Here is a 24368-nt window from a genome sequence, read left to right as displayed (position 1 = left end):
CTCACCTATTTTTTTTATTTTGAAAAGAAAATAATACCCGCGATCCCTGAAATAAAAATCACGAGAATAGGGTTCATTTTCAGACGAATCAATGCAAATAAAGAGACGCAGAATATTGTAAAAAGAATGATTGTTTGTTTTGAAAGTGTTCCAATAACATTATTTGATAGTGCAAAACTAATTGCTGCATAGATGATGAGCCCCGTTATGATGGGACGTAGTCCGTAAAAAGCAGATTTAACTAGCTTATGTTCATGCATCTTATAAAAAAACATCGCGATCATTAAGATGATGATTAAAGAAGGTAAAACGGATCCAATAGTAGAAAAAATAGCTCCCGGCAAACCCGCAGTATTAAATCCAATGAAAATGGCGCTATTTGTTGCAATTGGTCCTGGGGACATACTAGCGACTGCAATGACATCAGTGAATTCCTGCGTCGTCATCCAGCCGTGTTTATTGACAACTTCCGCCTCTATCACTGGAATCATCGCATAACCTCCACCAAAGGAGACTAAACCAATCTTTAAGAATGTCAAAAATAAATCAATTAGTATCAAAGAGGTCACCGCCTGATGCTATTTACGTTAAAAAAGTCTTTCTTATGTTTTATATCACTTTCTTTTTCAAGTTTTGTTGCAATTCCCAATGAATTTTTTACTTTAACGAGGACAATCCCTGTTACGATCCCAATTAATATAATTAGTACAGGATGGATATTTAAATAAAATAAGGCAGCGATCGTTAAGATTGAAGTAACTATAGTGGTCTTATCATAAAGGGCTGTTCGACCAATCTTGTATCCTGCAAAAGCGATTAATGCAACAACAGCGGGACGAATTCCTTGAAATGCTGCCTCTATGATAGGATTCCCTTTTACATATATAAAGGTAATACTTAATAGAATAACGATCAAAAATGTAGGTAAAAGCACTCCGAAAAGTGCGGCAAAAGCACCCTTTATCTTTGCGATGCGATATCCGATGAATACAGCAGAATTAATGGCAATTGCTCCTGGCGCTGAGCCCGCAATCGCAAATATATCAGCAACTTCCCTATTTTGAAGCCACTTTCTTTTAATGACTACTTCCCTTTCAATCATAGGGATCATTGCGTATCCACCACCGAAAGTAATTGGACCTATTTTTAAAAATGTCAAAAAGATTTGCAAGATTAACTTCCAGTTTGGACTCATGTGTCTATCACCTTATGTTTAGTTTCAATAATTTAATATTAACATACTTTTGTCCATTTTGGTGAAAAGTATTATAATAATAGAAAACAAGATAAGGAGTTAACATGAAACCAAATATTGTCATGATTATGGTAGATCAGATGCGATTTGATTGTTTAAGTTCTGCGGGTCACCCAATTGTTGAAACACCTAATATGGACCAGCTAGTGCATGATGGTGTTCGCTTTACAAATGCCTATTCAGCTACACCAACATGCATTCCTGCACGGGCAGCAGTCTTAACTGGTATGTCTCAAAAATCTCATGGGAGAGTAGGTTATCAAGATCGAATACCTTGGGATTATCCTCATATGCTTCCGGAAGAAATGAGTAAAGCAGGCTACCACACGCAATGTGTCGGAAAAATGCATGTATATCCTTCGAGAAATTTATGTGGGTTTCATAATGTTGTGCTGCATGATGGATACTTACATCATAATCGTTTTAAAAATACTCCTTATCAAGAGTCGTTTGAACAGACAGATGACTATTTGCCATGGTTGAGAGAACGCCTTGGAGGACATAGGGATTTAACAGATTTGGGATTGGATTGTAATGCATCTGCGATGAGTCGCCCATGGCATTTGCCTGAGGAATATCATCCAACGAATTGGGTTGTAACACAGTCCATCGATTTTTTAAGACGTCGTGATCCAAGGAAACCATTTTTCTTAAAAATGTCTTTTGTAAGACCGCATCCACCGTTTGATCCACCAAAAGACTACTTTGACTATTATATGAGTATGGAGCTGGACGAGCCAGTAATTGGAAAATGGGCAAAAAACGAAGATAACGGAGATGGGCTGCTCCCGACTACGAGGAGTGGAATTGTGCCTAAGCAACGGCTTAAAAGAGCAAGAGCTGCGTATTATGCACTTATTGCACATATTGATGACCAAATTGGTAGATTTATACAGACTTTAATCGAATACCAACTATATTATAATACTGTTATTTTATTTGTGTCAGATCACGGGGAGCTACTAGGTGATCATAACTTTTTAGCCAAATCTCTTGCATATGAAGGCAGTGCCAAAGTTCCATTTATACTCTCCGATCCTGGTAACCTTCTTGGCATCAAAAAAGGGACAACATGCAATAAGCTTGTCGAACTTAGAGATATCATGCCAACCTTACTTGATGCTGCAAAAACAGAAATTCCAGAAACTGTAGAAGGAAAAAGTGTTATCCCTTTAGCGAAAGGTTTAGAAAGCAATTGGAGAGAATACATTCATGGAGAACATACATACGGTGATTTATCACATCATTTTATCGTGAATGAAAAAGAAAAATATATTTGGTACTCTCAAACAGGAGAAGAACAATATTTTAATCTTAAAGCAGATCCAAACGAAATAAATAATATTATACAAGACGATGAAAAAGCTTCCTTATTAAGAAGCATTTTGATAAAAGAACTCGAAGGCAGAGAAGAAGGGTATTCCGATGGAACGAGGCTGATTACTGATTGTAAACCAAAAGCCGTTTTAGAAACTGCCTTGAATTGAGAAAGTAGGAGCCGATAAATGTAGAATTTATCGGCTTTTACTAGTGATAGGCTATTGCTTACTTTGTTGTTCGCCTTTTTTGGTGCATATTGCAAGGGATGTCAACTTTCCACGCAAGCATATCTGAAAAAATAGGAATTAATCTTTGTATAAACTTAATATTTTACGGAAAATTCCACCGATTAAATATGTCAGTATTTGTCGAAAAACCCTTTAATATATTGTTTTTATACCGATAATAGGTACGGAAGCGAAAACTTAAGGGGATTACATCATGGAACTGTATGAGTTATTTGAAAAAATTAATCAATTTGTTGATGAACTTGATTTAGTATACGCAAGAAAGTTAATCGAAGAAAATATGGAAATCGTAAAGGGGAAAAAACATCACTTAAGTCGCAATGCTAGGGAATTAGTAGAAGTTTTAATGGATGCCAATTTATCCACTCTCAATAGAAAAGAAATGCTTATTTTACAAACGATCAACACATACGCCTCTAATTTTGACTTAGGTGGTCTAAAAATCACATTAAAAAATAACACTGATTTGTTAGTCAAAAATGAAATTTATCAGTATTTAAATTCCGATGCAAGAATAGTATTAGAGGGCATGGGAGCAATTACGAAACAATAAATAAACTATAAAGAGGGCCATCGGCTCTTTTTTTGATTACTCGAAATTAACCGATACACTGTGCCATTCAATCGGAATATTATTTACTTGGAATGCTTTTATCAATTATTGGTGATCAACTCATACAATGACATATTCACTGTTCCCTTGCAAAATATATCCTTATATTAGACAATGAGTCTACAGAAATTGTTAGGGGATATAACGTATGAAAAAAATATTTATTATGTTGTTATCAGTTTTAGTGGTGTTAGTCGGATGTGCTAGTAAGCCGAAGGAAACTATTAATGAAGAAGTTCCAGCAGTTCAAGATGAAGGAACAGATAAAATAGAGCCTGAAGTTTCAGATGAAGAATCAAAAGTAGCAACTCAAATCGAACTTTCTGTAGTTGAAGAAGCCATAACATATGCCGGTATGGGTGAAGATGATAAATTAGAAAGTGTATATATTGAAAATGGTGACATAGAAATAGTAATCGAGTTGGCACCTAACGACTTGCTTGATCCAAAAGATTTGGCAGTAACTTCTTATAGCCAAGCATCTGATGAATTATTAGAACATGAAGGATGGAAAACTTTAACGATAAAATATGTTGAAATTGGAACTATTAGTATGAATCGATCAGAGAAAGAAACAAATGATCTTGGTATGGACTATTTTCCAACTCGGGTTATTACTGAAAGGTTAAAGTAGCATATTGAAATAGTTGGCAAAAGTCTATTCAATCCACTGGAAATGTCATGATGGATGCCGTTGTTTAGTAACTATAAAATACAATCCGATACTAAGAATTCTCATGAAATAAATGAGAAAGATAGCATCCAAATTAAAGGGGTGCTATTTTTGATTTATTGATCATGCTCTTTGTTATAATTTAAGTAGTTTCTTTTCCATTATTGGAGAATAGAATAGATTGTAGTAGGAAAATTTCTCCTTTTGTCGAATGTAGTTATAAGGAGGAGAGTATATGAACAGAATGGATTATCCCGAATTCAAAAAATATGCGACCGAGTGGGAAAATAGACGTAAATATCAAAAGTTAATTACGTCAATTGAAAAATTTGTAAACAAAGAAAATGAAGTCGTATTTTATCCAAAAAACCTTTTTCTTGAAGATTATTATCTCGAACTTTACTTTTTTGGACGCAACAAGATCGTTATTTTAAATGAGAGAGAAGATGACGTATTAGTCAAAGTTCTTAGGTGCGATCAGATTCAGAGTGTGGAGCTGACGTATGTAGATATGGATGAACCAGTAAATTTATGTATTGAGTTTAATAACGATGAAACAATAGAGCTTAATGATAAAACAGATACAGATACGTCTTGGAGCGGTCAGTTTACTACAAAAATCGAAGAGATATTTAAACTTTTAAATTGAAATAGATAGGCACTCTTTACAGGGTGCTTTTACTTTAATCTAAAACAACACAAATAACCAGTTGTAGATAGCTTAAGTACGAATTCAAGTAGAAAAAGATTATGTCCACGGACAATGACTTCACCTATGTTTTCCTCCAAAGTCTTATTTCTTTTATTCTACTGCTTAGCTTGTATGTGAGCCTTTCTTAGTCCTTGTTAATCATTATCAAAAATAATTAAACCCTAGTTTCATCACAACTAGGGTTATTCTATATTCCAAATTTTATTTAGTAAAAGTATATTAGCCCTCATTCTGCTGTTTTCTAATATTAACAATTCTCTTCCAGATTGCTTTCTTTTCAACTTCGGCAAAACTTCGTATACTTGGAGTTGTATTCACTTCAAATATTACAGGATTGTCTTGTTCATTAAGTCCAACATCAATTCCATATTCCCTATGTTGATATTGAGAAGAGATTACTCTAGCTGCTGATACAGCTAAACTATTTAATCTTCCTTTAGTTTCAGTATACTTTTCTTGATCCATATTCAAATGTATTGTTAATAATTCGTTTATTGATAACACGTAGGCACCTCGATGCGAATTTACATTCCCATTAGCTTCCGCTTCTGTCAATCCAATTTTTCCATACATGCCACCTAGGACAATATCTATAATAAATGCTATGTAAGTCATTAATGATGATCGTAGGTTAATTGAACTAACGTAACCGTTTTGATAATTATTAATATCCTCTAAATTTTGGTAGAGCCAAATCAGGATAACTGTTTATTTCTAATTGGTGACCATCAGGGTCACACAAAATAAACTCTTTATAAGGTCCATTTTTTCCATCACCATACTTAACTATCCCACCTACTGGTATATTTTTGCTTAATAACTCTTTATGCAATGCCTCAATATCGGATGTTTTGAAACTTAGCACAGGATAATTTTCGTTATTGCTTGTAAACCTTATTGGTTGATTCGTTGATGTTTTCTTCAAGAATAATAACGGACCTGCTGATAGCTTTAAATTAGCTGACTCCGCATCCTCCCAAATGACTTGGTAGCCTAATGTATATACATACCAATGCACAGACCTTCGAATATCAGCAACAGGTAAATAAATTTGCACTATTTCAGTCGAGATTCTTGACTCCATACGACTATCAACTCCTAAGTACACTATCACATAGCGAAAATAATAGAAAAGAAAAACGCCAACCCTTTGTGTATCACAAGGTTGGCGTTTTTCTTAGTTACGTCCCAGGAGAGATTCGAACTCCCGACCCACAGCTTAGAAGGCTGTTGCTCTATCCTGCTGAGCTACTGGGACATGTTGTTATTTAAGACATTTTTTATTATATGGTCTTTAAAGTACAAAGTCAATACCTTTTTTTAATTAATTTTTCTTGATGTTTTTATCTCATGTAAATGGATATTACACCTATTAATCATAAAAAACAATACTTTCATTACTTAAGATGTTCGTACAATATTCAATGTTTATAGGTAAAGTACTTGAATAACTAAAGGGTGCCAAATTGGGCACCTTTAAATTATTTATCTATATACTATAAATATACGACTCTACTTATTGCACATTATCTTATCGCAACAATTTAGTTTACATATGGATAATCATATGTAGCTTGACTAGTTATTAGTCTTTTTAAAGAGGGACATCATCTAGATTTGTTTTCTTAATCTGCTTTTGTTAAACTAATTATCATTATTTATGATGGGCGGTTCTATCATGAAAAGAGACCAAGATGATCGTGAAACAGGTAAAATCATTCCATTCCCAGGATTAAAGCAAAGATATTATGAAAAAGGGGTCGCTTGTTTAGAGGCTCACAATTTTCATGAGGCTGTACAATTACTACGTCAAGCGAAGGAAATGGATGAAACGAACCCAAATGTTAATTCAGCTTATCTTGCAGCATTATATGAAAACGGCGATTATGAGGAAGCAAAAATACTAGCAGAGGAAATCTTGCGTGAAGGCATCGGTCATTATTTTGAAATCATCGATATTTATTTAATGATCCTTATTCAATTAAATGAGCATCAATACGTTATTGATACGATAGAAGCTTTATTTGATGAAAGAGAGGTTCCTGCGCATAAGGCAGAACATTTTTTAACTCTATTGCAATTAAGTAAAAAGGTTGTTGAAAACCGTACATATGATTACTCAAACGAATATTCAATCGATCAAGCGGTTTTCGATAGTCAGGATTTACATGAGCAAACAATCCAATTGGGGAGTCTTATTGATAAAAATATACATCCTTATTTAGATTCCTTATTAAAAATGCTTGCAGACAAGAGTACCCATCCGTTTCTAAAAACAATTGTTCTGAATGTCTTACGAGAAAATAAGATCGAAAAAAAAGTAAATGTTAATAAATTGGATTTTGATGGTTATTTCATTCCAGCACATCTATTACAAGTCCAAGATATGCCATTATTTATGGCTATTAATAAAAATCTGGAGTACCATTTAGGTGACCATAATCCAATATTATTAGAACAATTAAAAGAAATGAATGGCCGGCATGCTTTTATTCTTTATCCATTTGAAGTACACCCAGAAGATCCTTTATTATGGGCTGCTGCCTATCGCTGTATGGGATATGAAATGTATGGAGAAAAATGGGATAAGGAAAAAATAGCAACAATGTTTGGCGTGAATTGCGAAAAAATGGTAGATGCTTTTTCATATTTATTAAGCTTGGAGGAAATTTCTTCACCTATTCTATAACTACAATTGTTGAAAGGAACTGAAGCTGTGGTATAATATAATGGTTATGCCGAACTGCAGATGCCAAAAGGAATTTACATACAGCAGTTCCTATAAATAGGAGAATAAGCAGCGATTATATATTTGTTGGAGGTAATGATTATGACTGCAAAATGGGAAAAACTAGAGGGGAATAAAGGGGTCTTAACGGTTGAGGTTGATGTAGAAACTGTAACTAAGGGCCTTGACGATGCGTTTAAAAAGGTTTCCAAGCAAGTGAATATTCCAGGATTCCGTAAAGGAAGAATTCCAAGATCAATGTTTGAACAGCGTTTTGGTGTGGAAAGCTTATACCAAGATGCATTGGATATAATTTTACCGGATGCGTACATGTCCGCAATTGAAGAAACAGGCATTGAGCCAATTGATCGCCCGGACATCGATATTGAGCAAATGGAAAAAGGAAAAGAACTTATTTTTAAGGCGACTGTTCAAGTGAAGCCTGAGGTTAAACTTGGTGAATATAAAGGCCTTGAAGTAGAAAAAATGGATACTGAAGTTACAGATGAAGATGTTGACGCTGAATTAAAACAACTACAAGAGCGCCAAGCAGAACTTGTTGTAAAAGAAGAAGGTGAAGTTGTCGAAGGAGATACTGTTGTTATTGACTTCGAAGGCTTTGTTGATGGCGAACCATTCGAAGGCGGCAAATCTGAAAATTACACCCTAGAAATTGGATCAGGTTCATTTATCCCAGGATTTGAAGATCAATTGGTTGGTGTGAAAGCTGGGGAAGAAAAAGATGTAGAAGTCACATTCCCTGAAGAGTATCATGCTGAGGAATTGGCAGGTAAACCAGCTGTATTTAAAGTAAAGCTTCATGAAATTAAATCAAAAGAGCTGCCAGAGCTTGATGATGAATTTGCGAAAGATGTAAGTGAAGATTCGGAAACTCTTGAAGATTTGAAAGCATCTATTAAAAATCGTTTAGTTGAAAGTAAGAAAAATGAAGCAGAGCAAACTCTTCGCAATGAGCTTGTAGATAAAGCAACTGAAAATGCTGAAGTTGACATTCCAGAAGTCATGGTGGAAACTGAAGTTGACAGAATGATGAAGGAATTTGAACAACGTTTACAAATGCAAGGAATGACGATGGATCTTTATTTCCAATTCTCTGGTCAAGATGCAGATGCGCTACGCGGGCAAATGAAAGAAGATGCTGATAAGCGTGTAAAAACAAACTTAACATTAGAAGCTATTGTTCAAGCAGAAAATATTGAAATTGACGATGAAGCAGCTAATGAAGAAATGAAAAAAATGGCTGAAACTTACCAAATGGATCTTGAAGAAATTAAAAGACTCCTAGGTGGAAACTTAGAAAACTTAAAAGCGGACTTAAAAATTCAAAAAGCAGTTGAATTTCTTGTTGAAAACAGCAAAACTGGTGCATAATAGTAAATAACACTGACATAAGATATAAGACTTAAGATAAAACAAGGCGCGGGATAGTACGTGCCTTGTTTTATCCAACAATGAATACATAATTGGAATAAATGGATGTTTATTGAACGTTTTTATTGGTTATTAATCGGTATAATATGTTACAATGCAATACATAACTATTGGCATTTAGCCGAATGTAATAGTTGTAGCTTTTAAAAGGGGTGAGATTCAATGTTTAAGTTTAACGAGGAAAAAGGGCAACTTAAATGTTCTTTTTGTGGAAAAACACAAGAACAGGTCCGCAAATTAGTTGCCGGCCCTGGTGTATATATATGTGACGAGTGTATTGAACTTTGTACTGAAATAGTTGAGGAAGAACTTGGAACTGAAGAAGAAGTAGAATTCAAAGATGTACCAAAGCCTCTTGAGATACGTGAAATATTAAAAGAATATGTGATTGGCCAAGATCAAGCAAAAAAATCTCTCGCCGTAGCTGTATATAACCATTATAAAAGGATTAATTCCAATAGCAAAATCGATGATGTAGAGCTTGCAAAGAGTAATATTTGTTTAATTGGTCCAACTGGAAGTGGGAAAACACTTCTTGCTCAAACACTTGCACGTATTCTTAATGTGCCGTTTGCGATTGCAGATGCGACTTCCTTAACCGAAGCAGGGTATGTTGGTGAGGACGTAGAAAATATACTACTTAAATTAATCCAAGCTGCCGACTATGACGTAGAAAAGGCAGAACGAGGAATTATATATATCGATGAAATCGATAAGATTGCCCGTAAATCTGAAAATCCTTCAATTACACGTGATGTGTCAGGAGAAGGGGTTCAGCAAGCGTTATTAAAAATATTAGAAGGAACTGTGGCCAGTGTTCCACCACAAGGAGGCCGCAAACATCCTCATCAGGAATTTATCCAAATCGATACGACCAATATTTTGTTCATTTGTGGAGGTGCCTTCGACGGCGTAGAGCAAATCATTAAGCGCCGATTAGGTCAAAAAGTAATTGGTTTTGGATCCGATGTTAAGGAAGAAGAAATCGATGCAAAAGGCATTCTTACGAAAGTCCTTCCAGAAGATTTGCTTCGCTTTGGGTTAATTCCAGAATTTATCGGACGTTTACCAGTTATCGCAAGCTTGGAACAATTAGATGAAGAAGCATTGATTGAAATTTTAACAAAGCCTAAAAATGCGCTTGTTAAACAATATCAAAAAATGCTTGAACTCGATAATGTTCAGTTAGAATTTGAAGATGAGGCCCTTCATGAAATTGCCAAAAAAGCAATTGAAAGAAAAACCGGCGCTCGTGGTCTTCGATCAATAATTGAAACCATTATGCTAGATGTAATGTTTGAACTACCATCACGTGATGATATTACAAAATGTATTATTACGAAAGATTCAGTGTTACACAATAAGCCACCAAAATTAGTTCTTGAAGACGGAACAATTGTAAAAGGAACTGAAAAAACATCAGCATAATTTAAAAGACTGTATGAACTATTTGAACACCTAGACCATCACTCTTGAGTGAAGGTCTAGGTGTTCTTTATTTTGTGTAATGAGGTAGCGTGTTGGACAAGTTTAGAGATAATGATCTGAATTTGGATATTTTTAGAACCGCTAAAAAAACTGTTTATTCCCATAAAGTGACGGAAATACTAAGCATTATGTGAAGTAGTGTTTCTAGGAGGGAATGCGATGAATTGGACAGTCCTTGTTTTGATGATACAGCTTTTTTTTGGAATCGTAATCGGGATGTATTTTTTTAATCTACTTAAAAATCAGCGCTCCCAAAAAGTGACCATTGATAAGGAATCTAAAAAAGAAATGGAACAATTAAGGAAGATGCGAGGAATAAGATTGTCAGAACCTTTGGCAGAAAGAGTTCGCCCGGCAAGTTTTTCAGATATTGTAGGACAGGAAGACGGCATAAAAGCATTGAAGGCTGCGTTGTGCGGTCCTAACCCCCAACATGTCATAATTTATGGACCTCCTGGAATTGGAAAAACGGCAGCAGCGAGGTTAGTCTTGGAAGAAGCGAAGAGAAATCAACGTTCTCCTTTTCGCCATGACTCGGTATTTGTAGAATTAGATGCTACAACTGCAAGATTTGATGAACGTGGAATCGCAGATCCGTTAATTGGCTCCGTCCATGACCCTATTTATCAAGGAGCTGGGGCGATGGGGCAGGCTGGGATCCCTCAGCCGAAGCAAGGAGCAGTGACAAACGCACATGGAGGAGTCCTTTTTATCGATGAAATTGGAGAATTACATCCAATTCAAATGAATAAATTATTAAAGGTTTTAGAAGATCGGAAAGTTTTTTTGGAAAGTGCTTATTATAGTGAAGAAAATACTCAAATCCCTACGCATATACATGATATTTTTAAAAGGGGGCTGCCCGCAGATTTTCGTTTAATTGGCGCCACAACTAGGACTCCGAATGAAATCCCGCCAGCTATAAGATCTCGCTGTATGGAAGTTTTCTTCAAAGAATTGGAACAGCATGAGATTATAGAAATCGCTAAAAAAGCTACGAATAAAATTAAGTTGGATATTAAAGATTCTGGCCTTTCTATTTTGTCTTCATATGCTAGAAATGGACGTGAAGCTGTAAATATGATGCAAATATCGGCTGGACTGGCTATTACGGAAGACCGAGAATATATACGTGATGAAGATATTGAGTGGGTGATTCGTTCTAGTCAACTTACTCCACGGTACGAAAAAAGTATTTCTCCAAATCCACAGGTTGGTATTGTTAATGGGCTCGCTGTAGCTGGGCCGAATAGTGGAATGCTCCTTGACATTGAAGTGACTGTAATTCCAGCTGATAATGGATCCATTAATATAACAGGAATAATTGAAGAAGAAAGCATTAATGGACAAGGCAAATCTGTAAAGAGAAAAAGTATGGCAAGAGGTTCTGTAGAAAATGTTATCACGTTTCTAAAAACAATGGGAGTTCCTGCAAATCAATATGATATACATATTAATTTTCCAGGCGGTATTCCTATTGACGGTCCTTCAGCTGGTATTGCCATGGCTGTAGGTATCTACTCTGCTATATATAAAATACCAGTAAATAATAAGGTAGCTATGACAGGTGAACTCGGTTTACATGGTGACGTAAAAGCAGTGGGCGGTGTTTTCTCCAAGGTAAAGGCAGCAAAAAATGCGGGTGCAAAGATCGCACTAATTCCTGCAGACAATTACCAATCTAGCTTGAAAGAAATTGAAGATATAAAGGTTATACCAGTAAAAAAATTGGAAACTGTGTTGGAAGAAGCGTTATTAAAGCATCCCAATCAAGAATTGTTATCACCGAATATACTAGGTTCACACAATAAAAAAAGCGTTTAATTTTCCATAATGCTCCTTTCTCGACATCATCCCCTACTTAGGCTAAAATTGAAAAAAGACTCTGGGGGAAAGTATTTGTTTATTTCGCTTGAGCGCTTCTAGTATTACTTCTTATATCTCTCACATCGAAGAGTCGATGTATCCAACGAAAGATTGAAGTAAGCTGCTTCGCTTAAGCTTTTCTATTATGGAGGTGTTGATTTGAAGAAGCAAACAGAGCCACTCGTTCCTCTTTTGCCATTACGGGGAATGCTTGTGTACCCGACGATGGTGCTACATTTAGATGTTGGTCGAGCACAGTCGGTTCAAGCTTTAGAGCAGGCCATGATGAATGACCATTTAATTTTTTTAGCAACACAAAAGGATGTTGCAATAGATGAACCTGTAGAAGATGATTTATATAAAATGGGAACTTTAACAAAGGTTAAGCAAATGTTAAAGCTTCCAAACGGCACCATTCGTGTACTTGTTGAAGGGTTGACTCGTGCGAGGTTCACTTCTTTAAGTAATCAAGGAACGTATTTATCCGCTAAACTTGAACTTTTTGAAGACGAAAATGAAAAAGATATAGAAGTTCAAGCCTTAATGAGAACAATGCTTGAGTATTTTGAGCAATATATCAAGCTTTCCAAAAAAATAACTACGGAAACATTTGCAACTGTTTCTGATATAGAAGAACCAGGGAGAATGGCGGATATTATCGCTTCCCATCTCCCATTAAAACTTCACGATAAACAACAAATTCTTGAAACCATTGATGTAAAAGAACGACTCGGAAACATTATTAAAATAATTCATAATGAAAGGGAAGTTCTTAACCTAGAAAAGAAAATTGGACAACGGGTTAAGCAATCCATGGAGAGAACCCAAAAAGAATATTATTTGCGTGAGCAAATGAAAGCCATTCAAAAAGAACTTGGAGATAAAGAAGGGAAAACCGGAGAAGTTGCTGATTTAACCGAAAAAATTGAAGCAGCGGATATGCCGGAACATGTTAAAAAAACGGCCTATAAAGAACTTGACCGTTACGAAAAAATCCCTTCCACTTCCGCTGAAAGTTCTGTTATCCGAACGTATATAGATTGGCTCGTTTCTTTGCCGTGGAAAAAAGCAACGAAAGACGATTTAAGTATTCAAAAAGCGGAAAAAATACTTGAACGGGATCATTTTGGTCTTGAAAAAGTAAAAGAGCGGGTGCTTGAATATTTAGCTGTTCAACAATTGACGAAATCTTTAAGAAGTCCCATTCTTTGCTTAGTAGGTCCCCCAGGAGTCGGTAAAACAAGTCTTGCTAGATCCATTGCCGAGTCAATGGGACGTAATTTTGTTCGAATATCTCTTGGTGGTGTCAGAGATGAATCCGAAATTCGTGGACATAGACGAACATACGTAGGAGCAATGCCAGGTAGAATCATTCAAGGAATGAAGAAGGCAGGAACAATTAATCCTGTATTCTTATTAGATGAAATTGATAAAATGTCAAATGACTTTCGCGGCGACCCTTCTTCAGCCATGCTTGAGGTTCTTGATCCCGCGCAAAACAGCTCATTTAGCGATCATTATATTGAAGAAACGTATGATCTATCAAAAGTAATGTTTTTAGCGACTGCCAATGATTTGGCGACTATTCCTGGCCCACTTAGAGATCGAATGGAAATCATTACGATTGCAGGTTATACGGAATTGGAAAAAATTCATATTGCTAAGGATCATTTACTTCCTAGACAAACTCGTGAACATGGCTTAAATAAAACTCAACTGCAATTAAGGGATTGCGCGATTCAACAATTAGTTCGATTTTATACCCGTGAGGCTGGAGTTCGTGAATTAGAGAGGCAACTTGCATCTATTTGCCGAAAAGCTGCCAAAATTATCGTATCAGGTGATCGGAAAAGAGTGATTGTCACTGGTGCCAACTTAGAAGAGATCATTGGGAAGAAGAAATACTCTTATGGGCAAGCAGAGATAGAGGACCAAGTTGGAGTGGCGACGGGACTGGCTTATACCGCGGTTGGTGGAGACACTTTACAAATTGAAGTATCTATCACGCCTGGAAAAGGAAAACTCGTCCTTACTGGAAAATTGGGAGACGTTATGAAGGAATCAGCTCAAGCAGCGTTTAGCTATGTACGCTCAAAAGCAGAGGAATTAAAATTAGAAAAGGATTTTCACGAAACTTGTGATATTCATATCCATGTTCCAGAAGGTGCCGTTCCAAAGGATGGTCCGTCTGCAGGTATTACGATTGCTACAGCTTTAGTTTCTGCACTAACAGGACGTCCAATTAGAAAAGAAGTCGGGATGACTGGAGAAATTACGCTGCGCGGAAGAGTATTGCCGATTGGTGGGTTAAAAGAAAAATCATTAAGTGCCCATAGAGCAGGACTAAAGACGATCATTTTGCCGAAAGAAAACGAAAAGGATATTGATGATATTCCAGAAAGTGTTCGAAGTGATTTGAAATTTGTTCCTGTTTCACATATGGATGAAGTGCTTGAAACAGCGTTGACAGGAGAATTAAAATGAAAGTAAATCAAGTAGAACTTGTAATTAGTGCAGTAAAACCTGAGCAATATCCTAGTGAGGGCTTCCCAGAGTTTGCCCTCGCTGGAAGATCAAATGTTGGCAAGTCCTCATTTATAAATAAGATGATTAATAGAAAGAGTATGGCAAGGACATCATCAAAACCTGGTAAAACACAAACACTTAACTTTTATAAAATAGAAGAATCCATATATTTTGTTGACGTTCCGGGTTATGGATATGCTAAAGTATCAAAAACAGAGCGAGAAGCATGGGGGAAGATGATTGAAAAGTATTTTACAACGAGAGAAGGGTTATTGGCTGTTCTCTTAATTGTTGATCTTCGCCACCCTCCTACTGCCGATGATGTGATGATGTATGATTTTTTAAAACATTACGATCTTCCGTGTATTGTCATTGCTACAAAGGCAGATAAAATTCCACGTGGAAAGTGGGATAAACATAAAAAAGTTGTAAAAGAAACCCTTAATCTTGATGCAAGAGATGAGGTTGTTGTGTTTTCCTCAGAAACAGGTCTAGGCAAAGATCATGTTTGGAATATATTACTGAATTTTAGTAAAAGGTAATTGGCTTGTAGCGGAAGGCTCGAGACTCCTGTGAGAAGCGAATGCCTGAAGTGGTTATCAACATATTAGTTTTAATAGCCAATATGAAGAAATATTTAGGGCATCCCAAAAATATAGGATGCCCCTTTACATGTTTCACTTAGCCCTTTTTACAAATAAAAAATACGCTCCTAAAATAATAAAGATGTAAGGCCAAAATTGGCTTATACTTGTAAGATTATGACCTTGATTGTTTGCCCAAACTAGTAATCTATCGAAAAACAATAATAAAGTTGCCATTGCAAGAAATATTAACCCTTGGAAAAGATTAGTGCCGGTTTTTACATATGTTAGTAAAATACCTATGGCTATCAATAAAAGGAAAATCCCCGAATGATCCGGCCACTCATCAAGTTTATTTGCAATATGGAAATGAAGTCCTAAACCTGTCAAAACGACTCCGGGCAGAATCGATTCATAATCTTTTCCTACATAACCATTAGCTAGAAAGCCAAGTCCAACGATAACGAGCAACGTTGGCCATGTGTAAAATCCTTCAAAAAGGGAAAAATGATATTGTTGAAATAGAAAATATATACCGAATCCTATAAGGATGACACCTGATAAATAAGATTTTTTTTTCATCCGCACACCATTCCTGTAAACTTGTTTTTCTTCTACCTATTTGATATGTTACATAGGGATTAATTATCTTTAATATAACACACGTTTCAAGATCTGTTCACATCTTTTTAGAATTCTTCTAATCTGTCGTGGTATAATAAATGATAGTAGCAATAAATCTGGAGGTGCTAGAATTTTTATGCACATCATTGTTGTAGGACTAAATTATAAAACGGCTCCAGTTGAGATAAGGGAAAGGCTTGCTTTTGCTGAAACGGACTTGCCTTTTGCCATGACAACTTTAAAAAATAAAAAGAGTATATTGGAAAACATGATTGTTTCCACATGTAATCGTACCGAAGTATACGCAGTTGTAGACCAATTGCATACTGGACGCTATTTTATAAAACAATTTTTATCAGAATGGTTCAATATAGATCAAGAAGAATTTGCGAACCATTTATATATACAAGAACATGAATCTGCAGTAGAACATCTTTTAAAGGTGACTTGCGGTTTAAATTCAATGGTTCTAGGTGAAACACAAATACTTGGTCAAATAAGGGATAGCTTCTTAATGGCTCAAGAAAAAGGTGCTACAGGAACTATTTTTAATCATTTAGTGAAGCAGGCGATCACGGTTTCAAAGCGTGGTCATTCTGAAACGGACATTGGAGCAAATGCCGTTTCTGTTAGTTACGCGGCCGTGGAATTAGCTAAAAAAATATTTGGCGATTTAAAAGATAAGCATGTCCTTGTTATTGGTGCAGGTAAAATGGGCGAACTTGCGATTAAGAATCTTTATTCAAACGGTGCCACTAAGGTAACTGTCGTGAATAGGACATTTGAAAAGGCGCAGTCGTTGGCTGAGCAATTTTCCGGAAATGCAAAGATGCTTAACGAGCTTCAATGCGCCATGGTAGAAGCGGATATCGTCATAAGCTCTACTGGTGCAAACGGGTATGTTATTGATAAAAATATGGTAGCCAATATGGAGAAAATTCGTAGAGGACGTCCTCTTTTCCTAATGGATATCGCTGTACCAAGGGATATTGATCCAGCCGTTTCCGAATTGGAGAGCGCATTTCTATATGATATAGATGATCTAGAGGGAATCGTTGAAGCTAATATGGCAGAACGACAAAAAGCTGCTGAAAAGATTTCTACGATGATTGAACTAGAAATCGGCTCTTTTAATGAGTGGGTTAATACACTGGGTGTAGTGCCAGTCATTTCAGCGCTTCGGGAAAAAGCGAATACGATTCAAATGAATACAATGGAAAGTATTGACCGAAAATTACCTAATTTGAGTGAGCGCGAACGAAAAATTATTAATAAGCATACGAAAAGCATTATTAATCAGCTGTTAAAAGATCCAATTTTACAAGTGAAGGAATTTTCAGGACAGCCTCATGCAGCTGAAAAGATTGAACTTTTCAAACAAATATTTGATTTAGAAGAGCATAATGGTGGACAAGTAAAACAACCTAAAGAAGATACACAACATGAGAATCACATAAGATTGTCTACTCCGCTTCCTACTTTCCAATCATAAGAGGACGTGTGTAATGATTGAGCTGATGATGGTTAGATTGCCAGAAATTGTTATTGTCATATATGCTTTATCGATATTATTGTATTTTATTGATTTTCTAGAACACAATCGGAAGGCAAACCGACTTGCCTTCCTGCTCCTTTCGATTGTTTGGATCCTTCAAACAATTTTTTTATGTCTATATATGTTGAGAACAGGAAGATTTCCTGTCCTAACTTTATTTGAAGGTCTATATTTTTATTCTTGGATACTCATTACGCTTTCACTCATGATTCATCGAATTTTAAAGGTGGATTTTACTGTATTTTTTACGAATCTCCTTGGATTTACCATAATGGCGATTCATGTATTTGCTCCGATACAAAGGCCTGCGATGGCAGAGCAACTTATTTCAGAATTATTATTTATTCATATTACAATGGCCATATTGTCTTACGGGGCTTTTACGTTGTCTTTCGTTTTTTCCATACTTTATTTACTGCAGTATAAACTGTTAAAAGGAAAGAGATGGATTCAACGTCTTTGGCGCTTGAGTGATTTGGCTAATTTAGAGAAAATATCTTATGTATTGAACTTGATTGGAGTACCCATGCTACTTTTAAGTCTCATTCTTGGATTACAATGGGCTTTTATGAAACTTTCATTCTTTCAATGGTATGATCCAAAAATCATTGGTTCTTTTTTTGTGTTATTGATTTATAGCCTAGTCCTATATTTGCATAGAAAAAAAGAAGTGTTCGGAAAAACGCTTGCTCTATGGAATGTAGCGGCATTTTTAATAGTACTAATTAACTTCATTTTTATAAGTCGATTATCAAACTTTCATATCTGGTATGAGTAAATTATTTTAAGGCAGGAGATTATTTCATGCGAAAAATCGTCATTGGTTCAAGAAGAAGTAAACTAGCGTTAACACAGACAAATTGGGTTCGAGAACAATTAGAAAAGCTTGGTGCACCTTTTGAATTTGAAATAAAAGAAATTGTGACAAAAGGAGATCGGATTCTTGACGTTACCCTTTCAAAAGTAGGGGGAAAAGGTCTTTTTGTTAAAGAAATAGAGCAGGCGATGCTGGACGGTGAAATTGATATGGCGGTACATAGCATGAAGGATATGCCTGCTGTTCTTCCAGATGGTCTTGTTATTGGATGTGTCCCTGAGCGGGAAGATCCACGAGATGTATTGATTTCAAAAAATCATGTGAAGCTGAGAGATCTTCCGATTGGTGCGAAAGTAGGGACGAGCAGCTTACGAAGAAGTGCTCAAATATTAGCAATGCGACCTGATTTAGAAATAAAATGGATACGAGGCAATATTGAAACCCGTATTAATAAATTGGAAACCGAAGATTACGATGCAATCATTCTTGCTGCTGCTGGACTTTCTCGGATGGGATGGAAAGAGGATATTGCGACTGAATTTCTAGATCCTACAAACTGCCTGCCTGCGATTGGACAAGGGGCGCTTGGGATAGAATGCCGGGCCGATGATGTAGAGTTGCTAGAGCATTTGTCAGAACTTACTTCTAATGTTACAGCGCGTGCTGTTGAAGCAGAACGTGTTTTTCTACATGAAATGGAAGGAAGTTGCCAAGTGCCGATTGCTGGTTTCGGAAAGATACTGGATGATAATCAAATCGAGCTCACAGCACTTGTTGCATCTCCTGACGGAAAGATCGTTTACAAAGAAACAGTTACAGGATGGGAACCGCGATTAGTAGGTGAAGAAGCGGCAAAACTTTTAATTGATCAAGGAGCAAAAGAATTGATTGATCAAGTAAAGGATGAATTGGAGAAATGAGGAGCAGAGAGCTTCCTTTAAAAGGTAAGCATGTGCTCATTACACGTGGTGGGGAACAAGGGGAAAAGTTTTGTATGGATGTAGCTTCATCTGGCGGGGTGCCACATATGGTTCCTCTCATCGATTTTCGAGCGCATCATGATCAAAATGCATCTTATTTTGTTAAAACTTTGAATCATTACGAATGGATTATTTTCACAAGTAAAAATGGTGTTCATTATTTTTTTCAACAAATAAAAGGTTTAGTGGATGAGCATCTCTTTCATGATGGGAACATTCAATTTGCGGTTGTCGGTGAAAAAACAAAGGAAGCATTACATAGATACAGGCTTCCTTCTCGCTTCATGCCGAATGTGTATACAGCTGAAGATTTTGCCCGTGAATTTTTTGATCAAGGATTGACAGGGAAGAAGGTATTGATTCCAAAAGGAAATCTTGCAAGCACTACAATAGCGGATAGTTTTCGTGTAAGAGGCTTTACAGCAGATGAATGGATAGTATATGAAACGTATTATCCTTCGAAAGAAACAGATAAGTTAGTCCAGATGTTGGAAGAGGATTTGCTTGATGTTGCTGCTTTCACAAGCCCCTCCACCTTTAATCATTTTATGAAAATTGTCAATCAGCACCATCTTACTAAGCATGCAAAACAGCTCTTATATGCTGCAATTGGGACTGTTACAAAAAGAACGATTGAACAATCAGGTTATACTACACATATTTGTCCTAAAACATTTACAATTGATGATATGTTCAACGAGATATGCTTATATGTCAAAAAGCAAGTAGATGAAGGGAAAGATTAACCAATGGAAAATGCTCAATTTAAACGCCACCGAAGATTACGTCATTCCGCAAATATTAGGTCAATGGTTCGTGAAACTCATTTACACGTAGATGATTTTATTTACCCACTTTTTATTGTTGAAGGGGAAAATGAAAGAAATGAAGTTTCTTCAATGCCTGGAGTTTTCCAAATTTCCTTGGATCTATTAAAAGAAGAACTGGATGAAATCGTAAGTCTCGGTATTAAGTCCATTATTTTATTTGGAGTGCCGAATGAAAAGGATGACTGTGGTTCTGGTGCATACCATGATCATGGAATCGTACAGGAAGCGACGAGGGAAGTGAAAAAGCACTATCCTGAACTTATTGTAGTAGCGGATACATGCCTTTGTGAATATACCGACCATGGACATTGTGGAATCGTAGAAAACGGTTATGTATTAAATGACGAAAGTTTAGAGTTGTTAGTAAGAACTGCTGTAAGCCAAGCGAATGCAGGAGCTGATATCATTGCCCCTTCCAATATGATGGATGGTTTTGTAGCGGCGATTAGACAAGGCTTAGATGAGGCTGGTTTTGAACATATTCCAATTATGTCATATGCGGTTAAATATTCCTCTGCTTTTTATGGTCCATTTAGGGATGCTGCTAATAGTGCCCCACAATTTGGCGATCGGAAAACATATCAAATGGACCCAGCTAACCGAATGGAAGCATTAAGAGAGGCGCAGTCTGATATGGAGGAAGGTGCAGATTTCCTTATCGTAAAGCCGGCGCTTGCCTATATGGACATTATTAGAGATGTGAAGAATAGCTTCAATGCGCCAATCGTTGCTTATAACGTAAGCGGTGAATACTCCATGATTAAAGCAGCTGCTGCGAATGGATGGATCGATGAAGAGGCTGTTACGATGGAAATGCTCACTGGCTTAAAACGTGCAGGTGCAGATATCATTATTACTTACTTTGCAAAAGATGCTGCAAGATGGCTGCAAAGAACAAAAGCGTAACGCCTGTCCATCGACTTCGCTACAGGACGTGGCGGCTTTTAGTCAACATTCCTTCTTCGACCTTAAGCATTGCGATAAAGGAAACATGGCGAGTAACGAGCTGATGTTGATTTACGCAAAAGAGAAGGACAAGAAGTTTGCTAGTCGATAGGCGCTGCAGCTAGACGGGAACTACTTCCTTTAAAATTATCTACAAAGTTCCTAAAATATATATTCCTAAGAAAGAACTAAATAAGGTGGAGGTTTTTTTCGATGCGTTCTTATGAGAAATCAAAGCAGGCTTTTACTGAAGCGAAAAGTCTAATGCCTGGTGGAGTTAATAGTCCAGTCCGTGCTTTTAAATCGGTTGATATGGATCCGATTTTTATGGATAGAGGAAAAGGTTCTCGAATCTATGATATTGATGGCAACGAGTATATTGATTATGTTTTATCTTGGGGACCACTGATTTTAGGACATGCAAATGATCAAGTAGTGGAATCCATAAAAAAGGTAGCAGAAAATGGTACGAGCTTTGGAGCGCCATCCCTTATAGAAAATAAACTTGCCAAGCTTGTCACTGAAAGGGTACCATCTATCGAAATTATCCGCATGGTTTCTTCTGGTACGGAAGCAACGATGAGTGCCTTGCGTCTTGCAAGAGGCTATACAGGTCGTAATAAAATATTGAAATTTGAAGGCTGTTATCACGGTCATGGAGATTCACTATTAATTAAGGCTGGTTCAGGCGTGGCCACACTTGGTTTACCAGATAGTCCTGGGGTCCCTGAAAGTGTCGCAAAAAATACGATTACCGTTCCTTACAATGATTTGGAAAGTGTTAAGTATGCCTTTCAAGAGTTTGGAAATGACATTGCTTGCATCATAGTTGAGCCTGTAGCTGGTAATATGGGAGTTGTTCCTCCTCTACCTGGATTTCTTGAAGGTCTTCGTGAGGTTACAAATGAGTATGGTGCTTTATTAATATTTGATGAAGTTATGACGGGATTCCGTGTAGGATATAATTGTGCCCAAGGGTATTTCGGTATAACTCCGGACTTAACATGTTTAGGGAAAGTAATTGGAGGAGGTCTACCTGTTGGTGCTTATGGTGGAAAGGCAGAAATAATGGAAAGAATAGCACCAAGTGGACCTATCTATCAGGCTGGTACATTATCTGGAAATCCATTGGCAATGACAGCAGGATATGAGACACTCAGTCAATTAAGTCCTGAAACATATACTGAATTCAATCGAAAAGCGGGTAAATTGGAAGTAGGTTTGAAAGAAGCAGCGGAAATGTATGATATTCCTCATACAATCAATCGTGCCGGATCTATGGTTGGAATTTTCTTTACGAATGAAAAAGTAATTAATTATGAAACAGCAAAAACATCAGATTTAGCATTATTTGCAAGATATTATAAGGAAATGGCTAATAACGGAGTGTTTTTACCACCTTCACAATTTGAAGGGTTATTTCTATCCACTGCTCACACTGACGAAGATATTGAAAAAACGATTGATGCAGTAAAAACTGCATTTAATAACATTAGGAAATAATGATAAAAGGAGTGATGGCTTTAGCGCCATTACTTCTTTTTTTTTACAATGCTAAGGCTCATTGCCAATTTGTAATAATAATAATTGTAGTGTAAGGTGCGAGACTACTACCTTGCCCGAATTTTTAACGCTGTTGATTAGAGCGGAAAGCGCGTAGACTCTTGTGGGAAAACGGGGTAGGGGAGACCCCGCAGTGTAGGCGCCAAGGAGGCTCTCCGTACCGCCCGCGGAAAAGCGAAGCGCCTGGAGCGCAAATCAATAACTACGTTAAAAACGTATTTTTCAGCACTCCTGATGAATGGGGTAACAGGAGACCTTACTTGTGCATAATACCGAGAAGGTCGCCCAACCGCTAGTGGAAAGCGAAGCCCCTTGAGTGGAAATCAACCTAGAAGTTTATGTGAGCAATCATAAAAGTTACATTTCCCTCATAGGCTGTAAGTGACCGATATTATTTGCATTGGAAATGAAAGGAGGAATCAATCTTGCCTGAACGCCAACAAACATCGCTCAAATTCCCATTGGAAGAAACTGTTTGGTTTCAAAAAGGACAGGAAGTAGATGAACTTATTTCTATATCATTAGATCCTAATATATCGATATTTAATGAAGATGATTACGTGGTACTAAAAGGAACGCTTCAATTAACAGGGGAATTTAATCACAGCATTGAAAGTGATGTGGTTGAGGATATTCCTATAACTGGGAGGACCTACATCCAAGCTGTAGATACTCGAAATGAAGATGAAAGTATTTTTTCTCATCAATTTCCAGTTGATATTACAATACCTAAGAGAAGAATTATTAATGTGGATGAAATGGAAGTGGAAATCCATTCGTTTGATTATGAATTAGAAGATAGTTGCAGATTAAAGCTATTTGCAGATATTTATGTACATGGGATTTATGAGGATTCATTGGAAAATCACGATTCTTTACAGGAGGATGTAGAGAAAGAGCCAATCTATGAGAGTATAGAGCTTGAAGAAGAAATTGATGAATTTCCAGTAGTAGAAGAGGATGGTCCTGTTGAGATAGAGTTATTAGCCCGTTCATCAAAAGATGAAGAGAATCAAGATGAAAACGATCAAAATGATGATGATGATTATGAAGAATTGTTTGAACCTTTTACGGTAGAGGCAAGAATTCTTCCTCAAGAAGGAGAGGAAAGTGGCGAGAAGGTCCATTTTCAGCCTTCTATACCGAAAATACCGGAGCTTTCTTTAGAAACATTGGATGAACGTACTCTAGATTTTTTTCCGTTCAAAAAAAAGAAAGTTGAACCAACTGAACATTACAATGAAGAATCCCCCACAGAATATTACGAATCTTCATATGAATCTTCGAGCATTGAATCGAGTCCAAAAAAAGAAGAAGAGACAGTTGTTAAGAAAAAGAAAGATAAATATAAATCGATGTCATTTGCGGACTTCTTTGCTCGAAAAGAAGAAGAGTCCCATACAAAAATGAGAGTCCGTCTCGTTCAGCACGGAGATTCGATTCAACAACTTGCTGAGAAGTACGATGTAAGTGTTCAGCAAATATTACGAGCAAATAAGTTAGAAGCAAGTCATGAAGTATATGAAGGCCAAGTGTTATATATTCCAGCGAAATCTCATTCGTCGTTTCATAATAAACAATAATGTTTG

Annotated in this window: 22 protein-coding genes and 1 tRNA gene; 17 read left to right on the top strand and 6 right to left on the bottom strand. The window is 36.6% G+C overall.

Annotated elements, in window-relative coordinates; all coding sequences use genetic code 11:
- Positions 1-14 precede the first annotated feature (14 nt).
- Both KHA93_RS09295 and KHA93_RS09290 read right to left on the bottom strand, forming a co-directional pair.
- On the bottom strand, positions 15-569 hold the full coding sequence (locus KHA93_RS09295; RefSeq protein ID WP_349772273.1) for a chromate transporter: 555 nt from the start codon (positions 567-569) through the stop codon (positions 15-17).
- On the bottom strand, positions 566-1195 hold the full coding sequence (locus KHA93_RS09290) for a chromate transporter (protein WP_213110486.1): 630 nt from the start codon (positions 1193-1195) through the stop codon (positions 566-568). Before KHA93_RS09290 ends, KHA93_RS09295 begins: the two co-directional genes overlap by 4 nt.
- Positions 1196-1299: 104 nt before the next feature.
- Here KHA93_RS09290 and KHA93_RS09285 point away from each other — a divergent pair, with 104 nt between their 5' ends.
- The 4 genes from KHA93_RS09285 to KHA93_RS09270 all read left to right on the top strand — a co-directional run bounded on the left by KHA93_RS09285 (position 1300) and on the right by KHA93_RS09270 (position 4758).
- The gene (locus KHA93_RS09285) at positions 1300-2742 is read left to right on the top strand and encodes an arylsulfatase (RefSeq protein WP_213110485.1); all 1443 of its coding nucleotides are present in this window, start codon (positions 1300-1302) and stop codon (positions 2740-2742) included.
- Between the two features lie 274 nt (positions 2743-3016).
- Positions 3017-3376, top strand: a complete 360-nt coding sequence (locus KHA93_RS09280) for a hypothetical protein (protein WP_213110484.1) — start codon at positions 3017-3019, stop codon at positions 3374-3376.
- Positions 3377-3584: 208 nt separating this feature from the next.
- On the top strand, positions 3585-4070 hold the full coding sequence (locus KHA93_RS09275) for a hypothetical protein (RefSeq protein ID WP_213110483.1): 486 nt from the start codon (positions 3585-3587) through the stop codon (positions 4068-4070).
- A 274-nt stretch (positions 4071-4344) separates the two neighbouring features.
- On the top strand, positions 4345-4758 hold the full coding sequence (locus KHA93_RS09270; RefSeq protein ID WP_213110482.1) for a DUF3908 family protein: 414 nt from the start codon (positions 4345-4347) through the stop codon (positions 4756-4758).
- 282 nt (positions 4759-5040) lie between these two features.
- Here the strand turns inward: KHA93_RS09270 and KHA93_RS09265 are convergent, their stop codons facing one another.
- From KHA93_RS09265 to KHA93_RS09255, 3 genes are all read right to left on the bottom strand, one after another.
- Positions 5041-5436: a YheC/YheD family protein gene (locus tag KHA93_RS09265; RefSeq protein WP_213110481.1), complete on the bottom strand. Its 396-nt coding sequence runs from the start codon at positions 5434-5436 to the stop codon at positions 5041-5043.
- A 49-nt stretch (positions 5437-5485) separates the two neighbouring features.
- On the bottom strand, positions 5486-5905 hold the full coding sequence (locus tag KHA93_RS09260; RefSeq protein ID WP_213110480.1) for a VOC family protein: 420 nt from the start codon (positions 5903-5905) through the stop codon (positions 5486-5488).
- 100 nt (positions 5906-6005) lie between these two features.
- Positions 6006-6079 (bottom strand) — tRNA-Arg (locus tag KHA93_RS09255).
- Positions 6080-6499: 420 nt separating this feature from the next.
- On the opposite strand from KHA93_RS09255, the gene KHA93_RS09250 reads away from it, so the two are divergent.
- From KHA93_RS09250 to yihA, 6 genes are all read left to right on the top strand, one after another.
- Positions 6500-7510 (top strand): tetratricopeptide repeat protein, encoded by a 1011-nt coding sequence (locus KHA93_RS09250; protein WP_213110479.1) that lies wholly within the window; start codon positions 6500-6502, stop codon positions 7508-7510.
- A gap of 141 nt (positions 7511-7651) precedes the next feature.
- Positions 7652-8941: a trigger factor gene (gene tig, locus KHA93_RS09245; protein WP_213110478.1), complete on the top strand. Its 1290-nt coding sequence runs from the start codon at positions 7652-7654 to the stop codon at positions 8939-8941.
- Positions 8942-9163: 222 nt separating this feature from the next.
- Positions 9164-10429, top strand: coding sequence for an ATP-dependent protease ATP-binding subunit ClpX (clpX, locus tag KHA93_RS09240; protein ID WP_213110477.1), 1266 nt, complete (start codon positions 9164-9166; stop codon positions 10427-10429).
- A 219-nt stretch (positions 10430-10648) separates the two neighbouring features.
- The gene (gene lonB / locus KHA93_RS09235) at positions 10649-12313 is read left to right on the top strand and encodes an ATP-dependent protease LonB (RefSeq protein ID WP_213110476.1); all 1665 of its coding nucleotides are present in this window, start codon (positions 10649-10651) and stop codon (positions 12311-12313) included.
- Between the two features lie 249 nt (positions 12314-12562).
- Positions 12563-14839 carry an endopeptidase La gene (gene lon / locus KHA93_RS09230; protein ID WP_432806345.1) on the top strand — a complete coding sequence of 759 codons (2277 nt, stop codon included), beginning with the start codon at positions 12563-12565 and terminating at the stop codon, positions 14837-14839.
- Positions 14836-15423 (top strand): ribosome biogenesis GTP-binding protein YihA/YsxC, encoded by a 588-nt coding sequence (gene yihA, locus KHA93_RS09225; protein ID WP_213110474.1) that lies wholly within the window; start codon positions 14836-14838, stop codon positions 15421-15423. The genes lon and yihA overlap by 4 nt, the downstream gene beginning before the upstream one ends.
- 135 nt (positions 15424-15558) lie before the next feature.
- Here yihA and KHA93_RS09220 read toward each other — a convergent pair whose 3' ends face one another.
- Positions 15559-16047 carry a LiaI-LiaF-like domain-containing protein gene (locus KHA93_RS09220; RefSeq protein ID WP_213110473.1) on the bottom strand — a complete coding sequence of 163 codons (489 nt, stop codon included), beginning with the start codon at positions 16045-16047 and terminating at the stop codon, positions 15559-15561.
- Between the two features lie 178 nt (positions 16048-16225).
- Between KHA93_RS09220 and hemA the strand changes: the two genes are divergently transcribed.
- The 7 genes from hemA to spoVID all read left to right on the top strand — a co-directional run bounded on the left by hemA (position 16226) and on the right by spoVID (position 24362).
- Positions 16226-17581: a glutamyl-tRNA reductase gene (gene hemA, locus KHA93_RS09215; RefSeq protein ID WP_213110472.1), complete on the top strand. Its 1356-nt coding sequence runs from the start codon at positions 16226-16228 to the stop codon at positions 17579-17581.
- 13 nt (positions 17582-17594) lie between these two features.
- Entirely contained in the window at positions 17595-18422 is an 828-nt protein-coding gene (locus KHA93_RS09210) for a cytochrome c biogenesis protein (protein ID WP_213110471.1), read from the top strand.
- A 26-nt stretch (positions 18423-18448) separates the two neighbouring features.
- Positions 18449-19381 (top strand): hydroxymethylbilane synthase, encoded by a 933-nt coding sequence (gene hemC, locus KHA93_RS09205; RefSeq protein WP_213110470.1) that lies wholly within the window; start codon positions 18449-18451, stop codon positions 19379-19381.
- A complete protein-coding gene (locus tag KHA93_RS09200) occupies positions 19378-20187 on the top strand; it encodes a uroporphyrinogen-III synthase (RefSeq protein ID WP_213110469.1) in 810 nt (269 codons plus the stop codon). The genes hemC and KHA93_RS09200 overlap by 4 nt, the downstream gene beginning before the upstream one ends.
- A 3-nt stretch (positions 20188-20190) precedes the next feature.
- Positions 20191-21177, top strand: a complete 987-nt coding sequence (gene hemB, locus KHA93_RS09195; protein ID WP_213110468.1) for a porphobilinogen synthase — start codon at positions 20191-20193, stop codon at positions 21175-21177.
- Between the two features lie 252 nt (positions 21178-21429).
- Positions 21430-22719, top strand: a complete 1290-nt coding sequence (gene hemL / locus KHA93_RS09190; RefSeq protein ID WP_213110467.1) for a glutamate-1-semialdehyde 2,1-aminomutase — start codon at positions 21430-21432, stop codon at positions 22717-22719.
- Positions 22720-23204: 485 nt separating this feature from the next.
- A complete protein-coding gene (gene spoVID, locus KHA93_RS09185) occupies positions 23205-24362 on the top strand; it encodes a stage VI sporulation protein D (RefSeq protein WP_213110466.1) in 1158 nt (385 codons plus the stop codon).
- Positions 24363-24368: the final 6 nt, after the last annotated feature.

Source organism: Lederbergia citrisecunda (genome assembly GCF_018343695.1).
Lineage (GTDB): Bacteria > Bacillota > Bacilli > Bacillales > Bacillaceae_C > Lederbergia > Lederbergia citrisecunda.
This window is presented reverse-complemented; position numbering and strand designations above follow the sequence as displayed.